13 protein-coding genes are annotated in these 18,337 nt (G+C 67.8%); 2 read left to right on the top strand and 11 right to left on the bottom strand.

Annotated features, from left to right (window positions below; genetic code table 11):
* Positions 1 to 5: 5 nt before the first annotated feature.
* Positions 6 to 1,001, bottom strand: a complete 996-nt coding sequence (locus P5F91_RS20990) for an FkbM family methyltransferase (protein WP_277908172.1) — start codon at positions 999 to 1,001, stop codon at positions 6 to 8.
* A 193-nt stretch (positions 1,002 to 1,194) separates the two neighbouring features.
* On the opposite strand from P5F91_RS20990, the gene P5F91_RS20995 reads away from it, so the two are divergent.
* Both P5F91_RS20995 and P5F91_RS21000 read left to right on the top strand, forming a co-directional pair.
* Positions 1,195 to 1,866: a response regulator transcription factor gene (locus P5F91_RS20995; protein WP_145608867.1), complete on the top strand. Its 672-nt coding sequence runs from the start codon at positions 1,195 to 1,197 to the stop codon at positions 1,864 to 1,866.
* A gap of 28 nt (positions 1,867 to 1,894) precedes the next feature.
* Positions 1,895 to 3,262 carry a sensor histidine kinase gene (locus P5F91_RS21000; RefSeq protein WP_145608866.1) on the top strand — a complete coding sequence of 456 codons (1,368 nt, stop codon included), beginning with the start codon at positions 1,895 to 1,897 and terminating at the stop codon, positions 3,260 to 3,262.
* 19 nt (positions 3,263 to 3,281) lie between these two features.
* On the opposite strand, the gene P5F91_RS21005 is transcribed toward P5F91_RS21000, so the two are convergent.
* The 10 genes from P5F91_RS21005 to P5F91_RS21050 all read right to left on the bottom strand — a co-directional run bounded on the left by P5F91_RS21005 (position 3,282) and on the right by P5F91_RS21050 (position 17,822).
* Entirely contained in the window at positions 3,282 to 4,511 is a 1,230-nt protein-coding gene (locus P5F91_RS21005) for an acyltransferase family protein (RefSeq protein ID WP_277908173.1), read from the bottom strand.
* A 138-nt stretch (positions 4,512 to 4,649) separates the two neighbouring features.
* Positions 4,650 to 6,161, bottom strand: coding sequence for an efflux transporter outer membrane subunit (locus P5F91_RS21010; RefSeq protein ID WP_277908174.1), 1,512 nt, complete (start codon positions 6,159 to 6,161; stop codon positions 4,650 to 4,652).
* Positions 6,162 to 6,439: 278 nt separating this feature from the next.
* Complete coding sequence (locus P5F91_RS21015; protein ID WP_186454537.1) at positions 6,440 to 7,081, bottom strand: TetR/AcrR family transcriptional regulator; 642 nt, start codon at positions 7,079 to 7,081, stop codon at positions 6,440 to 6,442.
* Between the two features lie 38 nt (positions 7,082 to 7,119).
* Positions 7,120 to 8,622 (bottom strand): efflux transporter outer membrane subunit, encoded by a 1,503-nt coding sequence (locus P5F91_RS21020; protein WP_277908175.1) that lies wholly within the window; start codon positions 8,620 to 8,622, stop codon positions 7,120 to 7,122.
* A 5-nt stretch (positions 8,623 to 8,627) separates the two neighbouring features.
* A complete protein-coding gene (locus P5F91_RS21025) occupies positions 8,628 to 10,235 on the bottom strand; it encodes a DHA2 family efflux MFS transporter permease subunit (protein ID WP_211106824.1) in 1,608 nt (535 codons plus the stop codon).
* Between the two features lie 11 nt (positions 10,236 to 10,246).
* Positions 10,247 to 11,311 (bottom strand): HlyD family secretion protein, encoded by a 1,065-nt coding sequence (locus P5F91_RS21030; protein ID WP_277908176.1) that lies wholly within the window; start codon positions 11,309 to 11,311, stop codon positions 10,247 to 10,249.
* A 362-nt stretch (positions 11,312 to 11,673) separates the two neighbouring features.
* Entirely contained in the window at positions 11,674 to 13,719 is a 2,046-nt protein-coding gene (locus P5F91_RS21035) for a S46 family peptidase (RefSeq protein WP_246134201.1), read from the bottom strand.
* Positions 13,720 to 13,987: 268 nt separating this feature from the next.
* Positions 13,988 to 14,437 (bottom strand): hypothetical protein, encoded by a 450-nt coding sequence (locus P5F91_RS21040; RefSeq protein ID WP_246134200.1) that lies wholly within the window; start codon positions 14,435 to 14,437, stop codon positions 13,988 to 13,990.
* Between the two features lie 234 nt (positions 14,438 to 14,671).
* Positions 14,672 to 16,783, bottom strand: a complete 2,112-nt coding sequence (locus tag P5F91_RS21045; RefSeq protein WP_277908177.1) for a S46 family peptidase — start codon at positions 16,781 to 16,783, stop codon at positions 14,672 to 14,674.
* Positions 16,784 to 16,883: 100 nt separating this feature from the next.
* A complete protein-coding gene (locus tag P5F91_RS21050) occupies positions 16,884 to 17,822 on the bottom strand; it encodes a replication initiator protein A (RefSeq protein ID WP_145608858.1) in 939 nt (312 codons plus the stop codon).
* Positions 17,823 to 18,337: the final 515 nt, after the last annotated feature.

Consider the following 18,337-nt stretch of genomic DNA (forward strand, 5'->3'; position numbering starts at 1 on the left):
CCGGATCAGGAGGCGACCAATGACCAGTCGGCCGGCTCCCACAGGGCGCCGGAGTCGGCAACGGCATCGCCCTGGAACAGCAGCGCGTCCGGCGTGACGCCGCAGGCGCGGTAGCCGAACAGGGCCAGGGTGGCCGGCAGATCCACGCCCCAGCCCCTGGCGCCGCGCCGGTCGATGACGACCAGCCGGGGGCGCAGGGCCTGGGGTGCCGCCTGCAGGAAGGGGATCAGCGCCAGGTCGGCGCCGGCCTTGTAGCCCAGGCGCAGCACATCGACACGATGCAGGCCGGCAGCCCGCACCAAATCCAGCAGCGGGCGGGTGCGCACCAGGGCCGGCGGTGGCGCCTCCCAGGCGGGCACCGCGGCGGCCCTGCGGGCGCCGGTCGCCAGGACCAGGCCGTCGCAAGTGGGGCCCGCCGCCTCTTCCGCCAGGGTCACGGTAGCGGCGATGGGATTCAGGGAGAGGTTGACCGCCAGCCGGTCGCGGGTGGCGGCGTTCGGCTCCACCGCCAGCACGCGGCCCTGGGGGCCCAGGTGGCGCGCAGCGGCAAGGGTGTGCAGGCCGGTGCCGGCGCCGACATCGACAAAAACACCATCGGCTGGCAGGGCCGCCGCGACATGGGCCCGGGCCCGGGCCGCCGCCTGGCGGGGCAGCGCCAGGAACCGGCGGTCGTCGGCATGGTCGCGGACGTGCAGGCGGCGGCGCAGGCCATCGGCCGCCACATCAATGACGGAGCCGTAGAGCCAGGGCACCATGACCCGCACCACCGGGCCCAGGACGCCGCCGGCCACCCGGCCCCAGCGGCTGGCCGGCAGGGCGGCGCCGAGCGCCAGCAGCAAGCCCGGCAGCCCGCCGGGGCGATGCCGTCCGAAGCCATCGTCCACCGGTGCCACCGGGGCGCGATAGTCGATGACGGGAGTGCCGGCCGCTGGACCGGCGGGCGGAACGTCCCAGGATCCGGAAGACGGGTCCGGCAACAGGGCGGCGGTGAGGACGGTCATGGTGGTCAGCACCCTCGGTTGATCAGCGCGTGGCAACGATGGCACAGTCAAGCTGACGCCTTGCTGACGCGGTTTTTCGCCTCTCAAACCGGCCCCGCCCCGTGAAAATCAGCAGGACACCGACAGGCCGCGCTTGTTCGCGCGTATAGATACGTCTGCCGCCCGCAGTGGGCGACTTGTGGGAACTTGGCCGATGCGGCTTCTTTTGGTCGAGGATGAACGGGATCTGCGGACACTAACCGCCGATCACCTGTCGCGAATCGGCTTCACCGTCGATGCCTGCGGCAGCTTGGCCGAGGCCGACGACTATATCTCCACCGCCGACTACGACGCCCTGGTTCTGGACCGGCGCCTGCCCGATGGCGATGGCGTCAGCCTGGTGCGCCGCCTGCGCGGCTGCCGCCGCAAGGTGCCCATCCTGATGCTGACGGCCCGGTCCACCCTGGATGACCGCATCGAGGGGCTGGACGCCGGCGCCGACGATTACCTGGTCAAGCCCTTCGACATGGGGGAGCTGGCGGCCCGACTGCGGGCCCTGCTGCGTCGGCCGGGTGGCGTCATTGGCGTGGTGCTGGAATGCGGCAACCTGTCCTTCGACAGCGCCGCCCGCAGCGTGGCCGTGGCCGGTGCCCCGCTGACCCTGACGGCGCGCGAGCTGGCCCTGCTGGAGGTGCTGCTGCGCAAGGTGGACCAGGTGGTGACCAAGGCGCACATCGACAGCGCCCTCTACGGCTTCGGCAACGAGGCCACCGACAACGCGGTGGAGGCCCTGGTGTCCCGCCTGCGCCGCAAGCTGGCGACGGCGGAGGCCACGGCCGGCATTATCACCATGCGCGGCCTGGGCTATATGATGAGCGCGTCGTGAGCCCCCTCTTTCCTCGGATTTCTTCCTGATGCTGGCCACCCTGGCGCAGATCTGGCGGCACCGGTCGCTGCAGGGCCGCCTGGCCTGGCGCCTGGGCCTGCTGTTCCTGGCATCCGTCGCCGTGGGTATCCTGCCCCTGGTGGTGCGGCTGGAGGAAGCAGGCGGCGTCGTGCAGCGCAAGGTGCTGCGCGGCCAGGCCAATGAACTGATGGCCGTGTTCAACCACGGTGGCCTGTCGCTGGACCGCCTGCCGCCGGATCTGGCCAACCGCTATGCCCTGGAAGAGGACGGCGTCATCTATGCCGTGTGGGACCAGCACGGCCGGCTGCTAACCCAGTCCCTGCCCCGCGCCGCCAATACCCTGCGCGAGGCGCTGAACCAGCCGGACACGGAATATTTCTTCCGCCCGCCGGGCGAGCCGGAGCGCTATGGCCTGGGCACGCCCATCAAGCTGGGCGACCGCACCCTGACGCTGGCGGTGGCGCAATCGCCCACCGCCGACCAGAAGATCATCAACGGCCTGCTGGATGAATTCGTCCGCGACATCCTGCTGTTCGGCATCCCCGTGGCCCTGATCGCCGCCGCCATCGGCGTCTGGACCATCCGCAGCAGCCTGACCCCCATCCAGGAGGTGTCGGAGGAGGCGGCGGCCATCGGCCTGGACCGGCTGGACCACCGGCTGGACGGCAAGAACCTGCCCAGCGAAGTCCTGCCCCTGGTCGACGCCTTCAACACGGCGCTGGCCCGGCTGGAAGGCAGCTTCCGCCACCACCGCCGCTTCATCGCCGACGCCGCCCACCAGCTGCGCACCCCCCTGGCCGTGGTGCAGGCCCGCCTAGAAAGCGGGGAGGCCGACATGGCGGCTGTGCGCGCCGACGTGCGCCGCCTGTCCCGCCTGGTGGCGCAGCTCTTGTCGCTGTCGCGCCTGTCCGGCACCCCCCTGCCCCGCACCGATCGCGTCATGGCGGGCGAACTGACGGCGGGGGAACTGGTGACCCTGGCGCCCTTCATCCGCTCCCTGGGCAAATCCATCGAGCTGGAGGTTGTGGAGGACTTCCCCCTGGTGTGCAACACCGGCGCCGTGGCCGAGGCCCTGCGCAACCTGGTGGAGAACGCCGTGGCCTATGGCCCGGCCGGCGGCACGGTGGAGGTGCGCGTGGGCCCCGGCCCCATCCTGTCCGTCGCCGACCGGGGCCCCGGCCTGCAAGGCGAGGATCCCCTGACCTTGGCGGAGCCCTTCGTGCGCGGCGCCGCCGGCGCCGGCATCACCGGCTCAGGGCTGGGCCTGGCCATCGCCATGGAAATCATGCGCCAGCACGGCGGCCGCCTGGCCGCCCGCGACCGCCACGGCGGCGGCGCGTTGTTCAGCCTGTGCTTTGAGGATAAGGCTGCTTGATAAGACCCGTCAGGGAACCTCATACCTTCAGGAAGATCCGCCGGCGGTACAGCACCTCGAGGATCGCCCACCACAGGGCGACAAAGCATAGGGCGAAGGCCAGCGAGGCCGCCTTTTCCGGCAGCAGGGGATAGAACACCGCCTCGTAGATCACGTCCTGCAGGGGGGCAATCCGGTGGTCCCAGGGCAGGGTGATGACGCCGCCGATGATGATGGCCATCAGTTCCGATCCGACATAGGCCAGGATGGGGTTGACGCCGAAGACCAGGGCCGGCCGGGTCCAGCGGCGCCAGCCGCGCACCTCCACCACCCACAGCAGGGCACCCAGGCACAGGCAAGCCATGCCGGCGGTCAGGGCCACGAAGGAGCTGGTCCACAGGCTCTTGTTGATGGGGAAGGCCAGATCCCAGATTTCGCCCAGCAGGACGCCCACGACCCCGGCCACGATCAGGCCCCGGATGCGGGCCGGCAACGGCAGGGGCCGGGCCAGCCAGCGGCCGGCCTGGACGCCCAGCAGCGCCGTGGCGATGGCCGGCAGGGTCGACAGGACGCCTTCGGGATCCCAGGTCTTGGCGGCGGCCCACAGGTGGTTGCCCCAGGCGCCCCAGTCGAACAGCGCGCGGTCGACCGCCGCCGCCACGGTGGCGCCGGGATGGGCCAGTGCCGCAAGGCCGGTGGCGCCGGTGCCGGGCACCGGCACGCAGGTCATGACCACCCAATAGCCCAGCAGCAGCAGCACGATCAGCGCCCCCTGCCCCTTCGGCCCCATCCGCAGCGACAGCAGGCCAGCGGCGGCGTAGCACAGAGCGATGCGCTGCAGCACACCGGGGATGCGCCAGGACAGCACCTGGGCCGCCGCGCGATCGGCCAGCGTGCCGTGACCGGCCAGCGCGTAACCCGGGAACCAGGCGATGAACAGGCCGAGGCCGAACAGGATGAGCGCGCGCCGCAGGATCTGGCGGGCCAAGGCGCCATCGTCATCCCCCCGTGCCCGCCGCTGGGTCAGCGACAGGTGGGTGGTGATGCCCACCATGAACAGGAAGAAGGGGAAGATCAGATCGGTGGGCGTCCAGCCATGCCATTTGGCGTGGCGCAGCGGCCAATAGATGTCGGACCAGGTGCCGGGATCGTTGACCAGCAGCATCAGGGCCACGGTCAGCCCCCGGAAGATGTCCAGCGAGAGCAGGCGTTCAGGCTTGGCGGCGGGAGAGGGCTCCACGGAAGGGCGGTCCAAGGCGGGCGCGGACATGGGGAACAGGCAGGCCTTTCAACCAGGGAACGGCGCGGGGATGCGATCAGGTGTGCCAGCACGCGTCCCGCGCGGCTAGCCCCAAGGTCGGCATTTTGCCGGAAATGACGATGGCGCCCCTGGCTTTGAGGATGGCAGTCAGCCACCGGCCTTGGCGGGCGCTGTATCGGCCTGGGCCTCGGTCTGTTCCACCGACCAGCCGCCGCCCAGCACGCGGTACAGCGTGACGATGGAGGTCAGGTAGTTCAGGCGACTCTGCACCAGGCTGTCCTGGGCGCTGAACAGGGTGCGCTGGGCCGTCAGCACGCTGACCATGTCGGCGGTGCCGCGCTGGAACTGCCCGGTGGTGCCGCGCAGGGCCACGTCGGCCGAGGCCGTGGCCTTTTCCTGGGCGCCACGGATGTCGCGGGTGTAGCGCACCCCGGCCAGCGCATCCTCGACATCGGAGAAGGCGGTGACGACCGCCTTCTGATAATCCGCCGCCAGCTCCTCCACCCGGGCGCGCTGCACGTCGGACTGGGCCTGCAGGTTGCCGGCGTCGAACACCGTCTGGCTGAGCGAGGTGCCCAGCGACCACAGCTTGCTGGCCGGGTTGAACAGGTCGCCCAGCGACTCATTCTGATAGCCGTAGCTGCCGGTCAGGCTGAGGCTGGGGTATTGCTGGGCGATGACGCTGCGCAGGGTGGCATTGGCGGCGATCAGCTGTGCTTCGGCCGAGGCCACGTCCGGCCGGCGGGTCAGCAGGGTGGACGGCAGGTTGGGCGCCACCTCGGGCTCCGCCAGGCCGCTGAGGGTGGTGCCCTCGATCTTCAGCTGTTCCGGCAGCACGCCGACCAGCACGGCCAGCGCGTCGATCTGCTGCGCCAGGCTTTGCTCATACTGCGGAATGGCGGCGCGCTCGCCCTCCACCACGTTCACCTGGTTGGCCACGTCGACATCGGTGGCGGTGCCGGCGCGGGCGCGGGCCTGGATGCCGCGCAGCACGTCCTCGGCATCGCGCAGCGACTGGCGGGCCAGGGCCAGGCGGTCCTTGTAGGCCAGCGCCTGGAAGTAGTCGGTGGCCACCGTGGCGATGGCCGTCATCAGCACCGTCTGCTTGTCGTAGCGGCTGTAGTTCAGGCTGGCCTTGGCCGATTCGAAGGCGGACCGGTTCTTGCCCCAGAAATCCAGCTCGTAACTGGCCGACAACTTGGCCGAATAGTTGCTGCTGATGTTGTTGCGGGTGATGAAGTTGCCGTTGCTGACGGTGGTGGTGCCGCCGCCCGTCTGACTGCGGGTGCGCCCCGCACTCGCCGTCACCGTGGGGAACAGGGTGGAGCGTTGTTCGTCCACCGTCCCCTCGGCCTGGCGGATGCGGGCCACCGCAGCGCGCACGTCGAAGTTATTCGACGCCACGCGGGCGATCAGGCTGTCCAGTTCCGGCGACTTGAATTGCCGCCACCAGTCGGCGGCGATTTCCGTGCGCAGGGTCGCGTCCTTGGCGGCGTCGCCGGTCACCGTTTCACGATAGGCCGCCGGCTGCGGCGTTTCCGGCCGTTCATAGTCCGGCCCCACGGTGCAGCCCGTCAGCGCGCCCGCCATGAGGAAGATCAGCAGGGGCCGCTTGGCGACGGACGAAAGCGGGAAACGGGACGACCGGTGGCGCAGCATCGCGGGACGTGATCCAGGAAGGGAGGCCAGATGGAAACGCGAAATGGGAACAGACCCGGCGCCCTTCTTTTCACACCGGAAGCCCCCTGTCACGGACGAACTGGGCCTGCGCCCAATTGGCCCAGCCACCAGCGGGCGAAGTGGAACGCCCACCCCCGTGACCGCCCGATGGTACGAAACAAAAGCCGCCAACCTGTCGGGAAAAATGGACACGGGGCTCGGCCATTTGCCGCCCCGCCACCATCCGGTCAGCGCGCCTGAGGCCAATGCACCGATACTTACCGCCGGCTCATGCCGGCGATAATCGTATCCAGCATCACGTCCAGGTCGGCGTGCATGTCCAGTGTGCGGTCCAGCAAAGTCCAGCGCATGACCAGGCTGTGCTTCATGCCCGAAAGGATCCAGCCTACGCGTTCCACATCGGTGTCGGGCGAGACCTCGCCCGCCGCGATGCCTTCGCGGATCAGGGCGCAATAGATGCGGTGGGGCCGCTGCAGGCGTTCCGCCAGCAGGCTGCGCATATCGGGACTGTCGGCCAGCACCTCGCGCGAGAACATCAGCGACGACAGCGCCGGGATGCTTTCAGCCAGACCCAGCCAGGTGTGCATGACCTGTCGCAGGCGGGCCATGGGACTGCCGGCACCGTTCAGCGCCTCTTGGATCGGTGGGGCGATGCGGTGGGAGAGGCTGTCCAGCAGCGCTTCCCACATGGCGCGCTTGGTGGGGAAATGGCGGAACAGCGAGCCCTGGGCCATGCCGATGCGACGGGCAATGGCCGTGGTCGTGGTGCCGCCGGGCCCCACCTCATGCAGCAGTTCCAGGGCGGCGGCGATGATCTCCGCCCGGCGGGTATCGCCCGCCTTGCGCTGGCGCCCACCGGGGCGGCCGTCGGGACGCTCTCCGGAGGTGTCATCTTCCATCACCGCTGTCTCACCCTGGCCCATTGCCGCCCCCCGGGTCACGCTGGCGGCGCGCTGGCGGCGCCGGCGGCCGTGGTCGTCTCCCCGGCCTGCCAGCCGCCGCCCAGCGCCTTGTAGAGGGCGATGGTCTGCTGCACCAGGGCATAGTCGCTCTGCGCGACGGCGTCCTTGGACGTGGCCAGGGTGCGGTCGGCATCCAGCACGGTCAGGAAGTCGGCCAGGCCGGCGCGGTACTGCGACCGGGCGCGGTCCTGCGCCAACTGGGCGGCGTCCAGGGCGCGGTGCAAGGTCTCGTTCCGCTGGCGCTCGTTGGCGTAGGCGACCAGCGCGTCCTCCACCTCCTGGAAGGCGGTCAGCACCGTCTTGCGGTAGGTGAGACGTGCCTCTTCGGCCTGGGCCTCGGCATCCTTCACCCCGGCCTTCAGGCGGCCGCCATCATAGATGGGGCCGCTGAGGGTGGGGCCCACGCTCCAGCCGAAGCTGTCGCCCTGCAGCAGCTTGCCGATGTCGGGGTTGAGGAAGCCGCCGATCAGGCCCAGCGACAGCTTGGGGAAGCGCGCCGCCTCCTTCACGCCGATCTGGGCGTTGGTGGCGGCCATGGTGCGCTCGGCGGCCCGGATGTCGGGACGGGCCCGCACCACCTCGGACGGCAGGCTGGCCGGCAGGGAGGGCGGCAGGGGTACCTCCGGTCCGGCGGTGGTGAGCAGGCTGTCCACGTCGGCGGGGGTGCGGCCGGTCAGGGTGGCGATGGCGTGGGCCCGCTGGGCCGCCTGGGTCGCCAGCGACGGCAGTACCGCCTTCTGCTGTTCCAACTGGCCGTCAGCCTCCGCCAGCTGCAGTTCGGTCGCCAGGCCCACCTTGTACTTCGCGGCCGTCAGGTCGCGGGTTTCCTGCGACAGGCGCACGTTCTCGTTGGCGATGACGATGCGCGCCTGGACGGAACGCAAGGCGGCGTAGTCGGTGCCCAATTCCGCCAGCATGGACATGACCAGCGAGCGCCGGTTCTCGATACCCGCCTCGATGTTGGCGTCGGCCGCCTCGACGCTGCGGCGCGTGCCGCCGAAGAGGTCCAGTTCCCACGAGGCGTCGAAGCCCGCCAGGAAGATGTTGCTGGTACCCCCCAGTGAACCGGTCGCCCCCGGGGGCAGGCGGTTGCGCATGGCCGCGCTCTCCCCCTTCACGCTGGGGTATTGGGCCGCCGCTGCCTGCTGGCGCTGGGCGCGGGCGGACAGAATGCGCTGTTCCGCCACCTTCAGGTCCAGGTTTCCGGCGACCACATCGGCCACCAGCTTGTCCAGCGTGGGATCGTGGAACTCCGTCCACCAATGGGCCAGCACGGTGGGGTCGGTATTGACCTGGGTCTTGCCCGCCACCTGGCCCGTCGCTTGGGTGGTCGTGGCGCTCCACGCCGTGGGGGCGTCGGCCGCCGGCGGCTGGTAGTCCGGACCCAGGGTGCAGGCGGCGGTCAAGGCCAGGGCCGCCGTGGCGGCCAGCAGCCGGGCTCGGCGCGGAAGCGGGAAAAGGGGAGTGGAAGCGGGCATCAGGGTCACTCCGCGGCGGCGGGCTTGGGCGCCGCCTTGGTGGATTTCATGAAAAAGGCCAGGGGCACGACGCAGAAGGCGACCACGCCGGATATGCGGAAGACGTCGACGTAGCCCAGGATGGCCGCTTGGCGCACCAGGGCGCGGTAGATGCCGCCCAGCGCTGAGGAGTCCATCTGCGAGGGCGTCAGCCCGTGGCCGGCCAGGCCGTTCATCCAGGCCTGCTTGGTCATCTGATAACCCATGTTCAGGTCCGACAGGTGTTCGACCAGATAGGCCTGGTGCACCTGCGACCGCTGGGTCAGATAGGCCGTGACCAGGGCGATGCCAATGCTGCCGCCCAGGTTGCGCGACATGGCGTAGAGGGCGGCGGCGTCGCCGTTCATCTCCCGCGGGACGGAGGCGAAGGCCACCGTGCTGATGGGGATCATCAGCAGTGCCGTGCCGAAGGTCTGGGCCAGACGCATGCTCATCAGGTTCAGGAAGCTGACCTGGGGCGTGATGGTGCCCGTGTAGAACATGGCGATGCCCAGCAGGAAGAAGCCGGTGGCCACGATGAAGCGGGCCTGGAACTTCTTCAGCAGCACGCGGGTGATGATGGGAATCATGAACAGGATCATGAAGCCACCGGGCGACAGGATCATGCCCGACCAGGTGGCGGTGTAGCCCAGCTGGGATTGCGCCAGCTGCGGGATCAGCACGGCGCTGCCATAAAGGGTGGCGGCCATGATGCTGATGAACAGGGTGCCGATGGCGAAATCCTTGTTCTTCCAGACCCGCAGGTTGACGATGGGATCGGGCCGGTCCAGCAGCCAGACGACGGCGCCCACCAAGCCCAGCACGGCGCCAACGCCGAAAGCCTGGATGAAGCCGCTGGAAAACCAGTCCTCCTGCTCGCCCCGGTCCAGCACGATCTGCAGGCAGGCGAAGCCGGCGGCGATCAGCGACAGGCCGACCACGTCGATGTTGCGCTTGCCCTTGCCGGCACCAGCCTTGGCCCAGGGCGGATCCTCCACCACCGCCGAGATGGCGAAGGTGGCGATGACACCCACCGGCACGTTGATCAGGAATACCCAGCGCCAGCTGAAATTGTCCGTGATCCAGCCACCCAGCGTCGGCCCCATGATGGGGGCGGCGATGATGGCGACGGCCGTGACGCCGAAGGCGGTGGCGCGCTTGGCCGGCTCGAACGTATCCAGCAGGATGGACTGCTGGTTGGGTTGCAGGCCGCCGCCGAAGAAGCCCTGCATCAGGCGGAAGATGATCAGTTCCGGCAGCGAGGTCGACAGGCCGCACAGCAGCGACGACACCGTGAACATGATGATGGACAGCAGGAAGTAGTTCTTGCGCCCCATCATGCGGCCCAGCCAGCCGGACACGGGCAGCACGATGCCGTTGGCCACCAGGTAGGAGGTCAGCGTCCAGGTGCTTTCATCCGTGCCCACCGACAGGCTGCCGGCGATGTGCGGCAGGGCCACGTTGATGATGGTGGTGTCCAACACCTCCATGAAGGTGGCGACCGTCACCACCATGGCGACAAGGTAGGGGTTGTGCTTGGGGCGCCAGGCCGACGCCCCGTGATCAGCCTCGGGTGGGGGAAGTCCTTCGCTCACCGCCGCCCCCCTCAGTTCAGGTTGACGGTGGGTTCGACCGACAGGCCCAGGGGCAGGGGGTGATCGGCGGGCAGGCCGCCCGTCACCTTGATCTTGACCGGCAGGCGCTGGACGATCTTCACGAAGTTGCCGGTGGCGTTTTCCGCCGGGAAGGCGGTGAAGCGCGAGCCGGTGCCCATCTGGAAGCTGTCGACGGTGCCGGTCAGCTTCAGGTCGGGGAAGGCGTCGACATCAATGTCGACCGGCTGGCCCACGCGCATGTGCTTCAGCTGGTTTTCCTTGAAGTTGGCGACCACCCACACCTCCGGCGTCACCAACGTCATGGCCGACTGCGACACCTGCAGATAGTTGCCCTTTTCCACCGCGCGCTTGGTCACCCAGCCATCCTGCGGCGCCACCACGGTGGTGTAGGACAGGTTCAGCTCCGCCTGGGCCAGTTCGGCCTGGGCGGCGGCCACCTGGGCCTCCCACTGCTTCACCTGAGTGGCGGCGACCTCGATATTGCGCGGCGCCTGCTCCGCCGAGCGCAGCTTGGCGTCGGCGTCGGCCAGCTGGGCCTGGGCGGTGCGGAATGCCGCCTGGGCGGCGTCGATCTGCGACTTGGTGGTCGCGCGGACGTCGATCTCGGTCTGGCGCGCCAGGTCGGACTTCGCCCGGACCAGCGTGGCCTCGGCCTGGGCGCGGGCGGCGCGGGCCTGGTCCAGCTGCGCCGGGTAGGAGACCTGGGCGATTTCCAGGTTGGTCTGCGCCTGCGCCAGCTGCGCCTGCGCCAGTTGCAGCTGCGCGGCGTCACGGTCGCGGGTGTTCTGGTAATCGCGGGGATCGATGCGGAACAGCAGGTCGCCGGCCTTCACCTTCTGGTTATCCTGCACCGCCAGCTCAACCACCAGGCCTGAAACCTTGGGCGCCACCGTCACCACCCGGCCCTCGGTGAAGGCGTCGTCGGTGGATTCCTTGCCCCGTCCACTGAGCCAGAGGACGACGCCGCCGACCACGATGATGGCCAGCACGCCGAAACCGATGATACGCGGCAGGGGGGAACGCTTGGGCGGAAGGGCGGTGGGCGCGCTGGTCATGATGGTCCTTTGGTCCCTGATCGTTGAAGGCCGGATCGGGCTTGGGCACCCGGGAGGGGTGCTAACGCCTTGGGCCCGGCCTGGCCGGGTCAAGGAATGGGGATGTGTGGAAGGTGCCGCGAAATCCTGCGGCGCGGAAACTGCTTGCAAGCAAGTTATTGCTTATGGTTCCGGAACGCACCTAATGAGGATGGCGCAGATCTGGGATGCGGCAAGCGCCAACACCGTGAGATGTGAGCGCAGGCCCGTACGCCCGGCCAAAACCTTAAAATTCCAGGCCATTTTCCGCGATGACGCCACCTCGCTTATCACCAGCTGGAGGCGCCTGTCAGCGGCGGCGATCACAGGGTCAGCCGACGACGCTAGATGCCCAGTTCGCGGTTCAGACGGGTGGTGCCATAGATCTTGGTCAGCGCTTCCTTCACCGCCCCGACCGACACCCAGACGGCGCGGTTGGAGTTGTCATCGAAGCCGAAATCACCGCCCAGCGACTGGCTGTTGCCGTCGAAGATCATGCCCACCACCTGGCCGTCGGTGTTGACCACCGGCGAGCCGGAATTGCCGCGCACGATGTCGTTGGTGCTGACGATGTTCAGCTTGCGGCCGAAGTCCACATCGTTGCGGGCACGCAGCCAGGAGCGCGGCAGGGCCAGGGGTTCCGCCCCGGTGGCGCGGCCATAGGCCTCGCCCATGGTGGTGTAGTAGCGCACATGGCGGCCGTTCTCGTCATAGCCCTTCACCGTGCCGTAGGACACGCGGGGGGAGAAGGTGGCGTCCGGGTAGGCGCCGGTGCCCTTGGCGGCGAAGACGACCTGGGCGATGACACCGGCGTTGCGCCGTTCCACCGCTTCCACATTCACCTCCACGTCGCGCCGGATGGCCAGTGCCTGCTTGTCCACCTCCTGCGCGAAGCGGATCAAGGGGTCGTGGCTGTTCTTGATGGCCTCGATGCCGCCCATCAGCAGGCGCTTGCGTTCGTTGGGGTCGGCCAGGCGGGTGCCGTCCACCAAATCGCTGGCCATCTTCTCCGCCGTCTGCGCGCCCAGCACGTCGCGCACCAGGGGATCGTCCGGCCCCAGCACCCGCCGCAGCTGGACCAGCCAAGCGCGCAGCAACAGCTTTTCCAGGTCGTTGGAAATGGGTGCGTTCGCCAGCAGGCGTTGGCGGGTGAAAGGGATGCCGGCGTCGGTGAATTCCTGGAATCGCTTGATGTCGGGCAGCTGGCGCTGTTCCGCCGCGCGCACCAGCAGGCGGGCGTAGGCAAACAGGTCGGATTGGGGCCCGCGTCCCTCCTCCACCACCTCCATGCGGTCGGCGACGGCGCGGTAATGGCTCACGGCCTGGGCAATGGCGGCCCAGGGATCGCCGAAGCGCTGCTGGAACTGCGGGTCGGCGGCCACCTTGGCCCGCAGCTCATTCTCCGCCCGCCTGCGGCTGTCGATCAGGCCCGGATTGACCAGGGCGCGGAACTGACCCAGGCGGGCCTTGTAGGCGTTTTCCACCGCGAACAGCTTGGCGAAGGCCACGCGCGCGTGTTCGGCCCCCTCGGCGGAGAATTGCAGCAGCAGGCCGCGCAGCTCTGCCAGATAGACCAGGCATTCCGGCAGGACGACGTCGCGGTCATATTCCAGTTCCGCCACCGTATCGAGGCGTTCGGTGGTGCCGGGATTGCCCGAAGTGAAGACCAGGTCGCCCTCCTGCGCATCCCGGGGGGCGTAGGCGAAGTAGTTGGCCTGGGTGTTCAGGGGCGCGCCATGCTCGTCATAAACGCGCAGGAAGGCCACATCCAGGTCAAAGCGGGGGAATTCGAAATTGTCGGGATCGCCGCCGAAGAAGGCGATGTCTTCCTCGGGTGAGAACACCAGGCGCACGTCCTGGTAGCGGCGGTATTTGTACACGTCGTAGACGCTGCCCCGGTACAACTCCACCACGTCGCAGCGGATGGCCTCATCCCCGCCAGCGCAGTCACGCTGCAGCTTGGCCAGCACCTCGCGCAGGGCGCGACCATAATCCTGGCCCTCACGGCCCGCCACCGCCTCCCTGACCTGGGGGGTGACGTCGGTGATGCCCACCAGTTGGTTGGCTTCCACGTCGGGGCATTTCACCTCGTCCTCCGGCTTGGCGGCGTAGAAACCGTCCTGCACCAGGTTGTTAGTGGGTGAGGACAATTGCTGCAGGCAATCGCGGGTGCAGTGGTGGTTGGTCTGGACCAGGCCGGCGGGAGAAACGAAGGAAGCGGAGCAGCCCCGGGGCAGCCGCAGGGACGCCATGCGGAGATGGTCCAGCCACTGGGCGGTAGGCTCGAAGCCGTAGGTCTCCTGGACTTTGGCACTGGGGAAGTGGTTGAAGGTCCACAATCCCTCATCGGCGCGGGCCCCGAAAGGCGTGGAGGCGAAAAACCCGGACAAGCAGCCGCCTACCACAGCCACCCTAAGCCCCGTACGCATGGTCCCTGTCCCTTGCATGCCCGTTTGTACCTCTTGATCCCGGCCTCCCCGCCGGGCGGTACATTCTCATGAGCATACCCCTAAGCCAGATGCGGGCGGGACAGGATTTTGTAACGGAAGTGCAAATGTCGCGGCCCGGAACGCGAAAACCCCAGGGAAAGCCCTGGGGTTCGCGTGACGCCTATTCCAATGAACAGGGACTTCAATGACAGGGACAGGGGCTGGCCCGTCAGTTGACGATGCGCCAGGACCCGTCAGGCTGCCGGCAGGCGGTACCCACCTGCTGGCTGGGCTGTCCCGCCACGGTGATGGTGGAGGTGTATTCGCGGCAGTTGGCCTGGTCATAGGCCGGCTTGGCCGCCACAGCCTGGACGGGCTGTGCCACCACCGGCGGCGGCGCCTGAACCACGGCCGGGGCCGGCGCTACATAGGCCGGAGGCGCGTAGTAGGGATAGGGTGCGTACGCCACGGGGTAGGGCGCCCAGTAAGGGCCGCGCCAGCGCCAGTAAGGGTCATGCCAATAGGCGCCGTAATAACCCGCCGGATAAAAAGGGCCGACGCCGATACCAACGCTGACGAAGGTGCGGGCGCTCGCCGGGGCGGCGCCGCCGGCCAACGCCAGCAAGGCCACCACCAGCGACATCATCACCAGGAACGGAGCCTTGAACACGCGCTGCATGATCATCCTCTTTCAGACGGCGGAGCCGCCGATGCGGTACTCCGCCCCAAGCCGCCCTTGGTCACGTCAGGTAAGGGCCCCGGGGCGCTCGGGGCCATCCCTGCCCTATAATACGGGATTATGGCCTTTACCTGACGGCCCGGCGGGTGCGGCATTTGGTTTACCTACTCCGATGCCCGCGCATGGAAAAAGGCCCGCGGTATGCATCCGCCGCCCCTCCCCCACCCCTGGTTCTCAATGGGCGCCCAGCTCCTTGGACAGGCGGTTGGCTTGGTAGACCTTGGCCAGCGCCTCCTTCAGGGCGCCGACCGAGACCCAGACGGCGCGGTTGACCGAACCGTCATAGCCGTAGTCGCCGCCCAGCGACTGGATGTTGCCGTCGAAGATCAGACCCACGACTTCCGCGTCCTTGTTGATGACGGGGGAACCGGAATTCCCGCCGATGATGTCGTTGGTACTGACGGCATCGAACTTCTGCGCGGGGTTGATGGCGTCCTTGGCCTTCAGCCAGCTGTCGGGCAAGGCGAAGGGGAAGGCGCCGGTGGCGCGGTCGAAGGTGCCGCCCATGGTGGTGAAGGGCGCCACGTGCTGGCCGTTCTGCTCATAGCCCTTCACCGTCCCGTAGGAGACGCGAGGGCTGAAGGTGGCGTCCGGGTAGACGGACGTGCCGTGCACCTTGAACATGGCCTGGGCGATGTAACCAGCGTTCTTCTGCTGCACGGCCGACACGTTGGCTTCGACATCGCGGCGGGCGGCCAGGGCGTCGGCGTCCACCAGCTTGGCGAACGTGATCATGGGATCGGTGGAGGCGTCGAGGGCCGCCTGGCCGCCTTCCAGCAGGCGCTTGCGCTCCGCCGGGTCCCCCAGGCCGGAGCCCTTCACCAGTTCATCCGCGATCTGCTGGGCAGAGCGGTTGCCGAAGACCTTCCGCACCAGGGGGTCATCCGGGCCCAGCTGGCGCTGCATGTAGACCAATTGCATGCGCATCAGCACCCGTTCCAGCTCCGGATAGACCGGGCTGTTGGACAGCAGGCGCTGGCGGATGGAGGGGAAGTTGGCGTCGGTGTATTCCCGCAGGCGCTTGCCGTCCGGCAGGGGTCGTTCGCTGGCGGCGCGCACCAGGTTGCGCGCATAGGTGAACATGTCGGACTGGGTGAAACTGCGGCTGCCCTCCAGCACCTGATAGCGGGTGGCGACCACGGCGTAGTGGTCCACCGACTTGGCGATGGCCGCCCAGGGGTCGCCGTACTGCTGCTTCAACGCCGGGTCGGCGTCGATGAGCGCCTTCAGCGCCGCCTCCTCCTTGCGTTTGGCATTGATCAGGGCCGGGTCGACCAGGGTCTGCAGCCCGCCGTACAGCGCCTTGTAGCTGTTCTCCAGGGTGAACAGCTTGGTGCGTGCGATACGGGCGTTCTCCTCACCCTGAGCCGTGAACTGCAGCAGGATGCCCCGCAGTTCCGACAGGTACAGCAGCCGGTCGGGCAGGGCATGGTCGCGCTCATATTCCAGCTCGGCCACGGTGTCCAAGCGCTCCGTCCGGCCAGGATTGCCGGAGGTGAAGACCAGGTCCCCCTCGTTCGCATCATGGGAAGCGTAAGGGAAATAGGTCGCCTTGGTGTTCAGCGGCTTGCCGTCCTTGTCGTAGACGCGGACGTAGGAGACGTCGAGGTCGTAGCGCGGAAACTCGAAGTTGTCCGGATCGCCGCCGAAGAAGGCGATGTCCTCTTCCGGCGCGAACACCAGGCGCACGTCCTGATAGCGATGGTACTTATAAAGGTTGTAGGCGCCGCCGTGGTAGAGCTCGACCACGTCGCAGCGGGTGTCATCGGCGCCGCCGGTGCATTCCGTCTGGATGGCGGCCTGCACCTCCTTCAAGGCGGCGGAGAAGGCATCGCCCTCCTTGCCGGCGGTGGCGGCGTTCACCCGCTGGGTCACGTCGGTGATCTGGACCAGCTGGTTGACTTCCATATCGGGGCACTTGGCCTCGTCCTTCAGTTCGGCCGCGTAAAAGCCGTCTTTGATATGGTTGTGGTCGGCGGTGGAGACCTGCTGGATGCAAGCGCGGGCGCAGTGATGGTTGGTCTGCACCAGGCCGCTGGCGGAGACGAAGGCGCCCGAGCAGCCGCGCGCCAGGCGGACCGAGGCCAGCTGCACCCGTTCCAGCCACTTCGGGTCCGGACTGAAGCCATAGGCCTGCTTCACTTTGGCGCTGGGGAAATTGTTGAAGGTCCACATGCCTTCATCGGCGCCGGCCACCGTGGGCACCAGCAGCAGGCCAGCCAAAGCGGCGGCCAAAACGGTGACCACCGGGGCGCTCAACGACACGCCCTTCAGGAAATCGCGCATACCAGTAAATTCCTCACGACAGGTCGATCCCGTGCCCCGCAGCCGGGTTTTCCGACTTGCAGCATGTCTGTCGTGGGATTGCAAGGTTGGCGGCGGCCCCTTAGGCCGCCAGGTCACCCATCATCATATCGGGCTGGGCGTCCGGAAACTCCGGTGCCTGGTCGAAGGGCGCCATGGCCGACAGACTGTCGGTACGGAAGAAATAGACCATGTGGCTCTTCAGCGGCGTGCGACCCGGCGGCGGCGGGGCGTTGCGGTCGCGGCCCCAGCGGCGGGGATCGACCACCGTCAGCCCGTATTCCGGCAGCGCCTGGCGCTTCTTGGCCAGGGCCACCAGCCGGGCCTTGAACACCTTCAAGTCGCTTTCGGCGCCGACACGCAGGCGCAGCTTCTCAATGTTCATCTTGAACGCGCCCTGGTTGCCGCAATGGGCGCGCGCAATCTCGTACAGCCGCTTTTCCGTGGGCGACAGCTTGAAGTAGTCGGGGTGGTAGGTGAGGATTTTGCGGTCCTTGACCACCGCCCGGTACAGCCAGTCGCACAGTTGCACCGTCAGCGACTTCATGGTCTTCCCACCATCCTTGTCGCGACGGTAGTTGATGCGGTAGTCCAGCACCCACGAGAAGGCGCCCGTTTCCCCCTCGCCCCCTGTCTCCAGGTTGGTCAGCACCTGGGTGGACTGCAGGCGCTTCAGCGCGTCCTCCAGCCGTTGATAGGCGGTGTTGGTGGCGTGGATGCCTACCACGCGGAAAAAATCATGGCCGGTGAAGGTGAGGCGCGGGCTGACCGGTTCACCCCGGTTCAGTTTGTCCTGGATCAGGGAGACGAGGTAGATCAGCACCTCCTTGTCCCAGATGTTGGCGACGCCGTGCTTGGTGCCGGTGACCTCGATGCGAACGGTGCCGTCATCGTAGACCGGCAGCTCCGTCACCGTCTCCTTGCTGAGGGCGAAGAAGTTGAAGACCATGACCAGGCGGTCGTTCTTCACCTTGCCGATCAGGGGGCTATCCAGGGCCAGGGCCAGCTGGCTGCCAGCCATCGGGGCTTCCACCATGGCCGGCGCGGAAATCCTGTCCGCAGTCCCTGTCATCGTCCCCGCCATTGTCGCCACCCCTCACACAGCAGGCCCCATCCACCATGGATAGGGCGTTCGGACTCCGGATGATGAACGCGGCCAATCGTCACCGCCAACGGCAAAAACACGCTTGGTTGCCGATCCCTTGAGATTCTGGCGGTGCCACCCCCAAAATCTGGTGTCCACGTCGAGTCGATAGGATCGCAGGTATCCGAACCCGTGAGCTTCGGTAACCGAACCCTTGAATCGACTCGGGATAGACTTGGCCGACTCATCACGGCGGGGTGAAATCAGCCGGACTCGGGCCCATGGTGAGTCGGATCGCGGTATCAGAGTCCGGAACCGGACCGCCCAACCTCCCGAACTCAAGGGAACCGCAACCGGGATTGAGGGAACGGCAACCAAGATCAAGGGTATGGCAACCGACTCCGGTCGACTCGCCCTGTTTTCCCTCAAGGGTTCGGATACCGTTTTTCCCA

The sequence above is a fragment of the Nitrospirillum amazonense genome (assembly GCF_029594735.1).
Lineage (GTDB): Bacteria > Pseudomonadota > Alphaproteobacteria > Azospirillales > Azospirillaceae > Nitrospirillum > Nitrospirillum amazonense.

Bases quoted from the DNA above. Each gene is read 5' to 3' on its own strand.
- P5F91_RS20990 (WP_277908172.1), bottom strand. From the start codon at position 1,001: ATGACCGTCCTCACCGCCGCCCTGTTGCCGGACCCGTCTTCCGGATCC.
- P5F91_RS20995 (WP_145608867.1), top strand. From the start codon at position 1,195: ATGCGGCTTCTTTTGGTCGAGGATGAACGGGATCTGCGGACACTAACC.
- P5F91_RS21000 (WP_145608866.1), top strand. From the start codon at position 1,895: ATGCTGGCCACCCTGGCGCAGATCTGGCGGCACCGGTCGCTGCAGGGC.
- P5F91_RS21005 (WP_277908173.1), bottom strand. From the start codon at position 4,511: ATGTCCGCGCCCGCCTTGGACCGCCCTTCCGTGGAGCCCTCTCCCGCC.
- P5F91_RS21010 (WP_277908174.1), bottom strand. From the start codon at position 6,161: ATGCTGCGCCACCGGTCGTCCCGTTTCCCGCTTTCGTCCGTCGCCAAG.
- P5F91_RS21015 (WP_186454537.1), bottom strand. From the start codon at position 7,081: ATGGAAGATGACACCTCCGGAGAGCGTCCCGACGGCCGCCCCGGTGGG.
- P5F91_RS21020 (WP_277908175.1), bottom strand. From the start codon at position 8,622: ATGCCCGCTTCCACTCCCCTTTTCCCGCTTCCGCGCCGAGCCCGGCTG.
- P5F91_RS21030 (WP_277908176.1), bottom strand. From the start codon at position 11,311: ATGACCAGCGCGCCCACCGCCCTTCCGCCCAAGCGTTCCCCCCTGCCG.
- P5F91_RS21040 (WP_246134200.1), bottom strand. From the start codon at position 14,437: ATGCAGCGCGTGTTCAAGGCTCCGTTCCTGGTGATGATGTCGCTGGTG.
- P5F91_RS21045 (WP_277908177.1), bottom strand. From the start codon at position 16,783: ATGCGCGATTTCCTGAAGGGCGTGTCGTTGAGCGCCCCGGTGGTCACC.
- P5F91_RS21050 (WP_145608858.1), bottom strand. From the start codon at position 17,822: ATGGCTGGCAGCCAGCTGGCCCTGGCCCTGGATAGCCCCCTGATCGGC.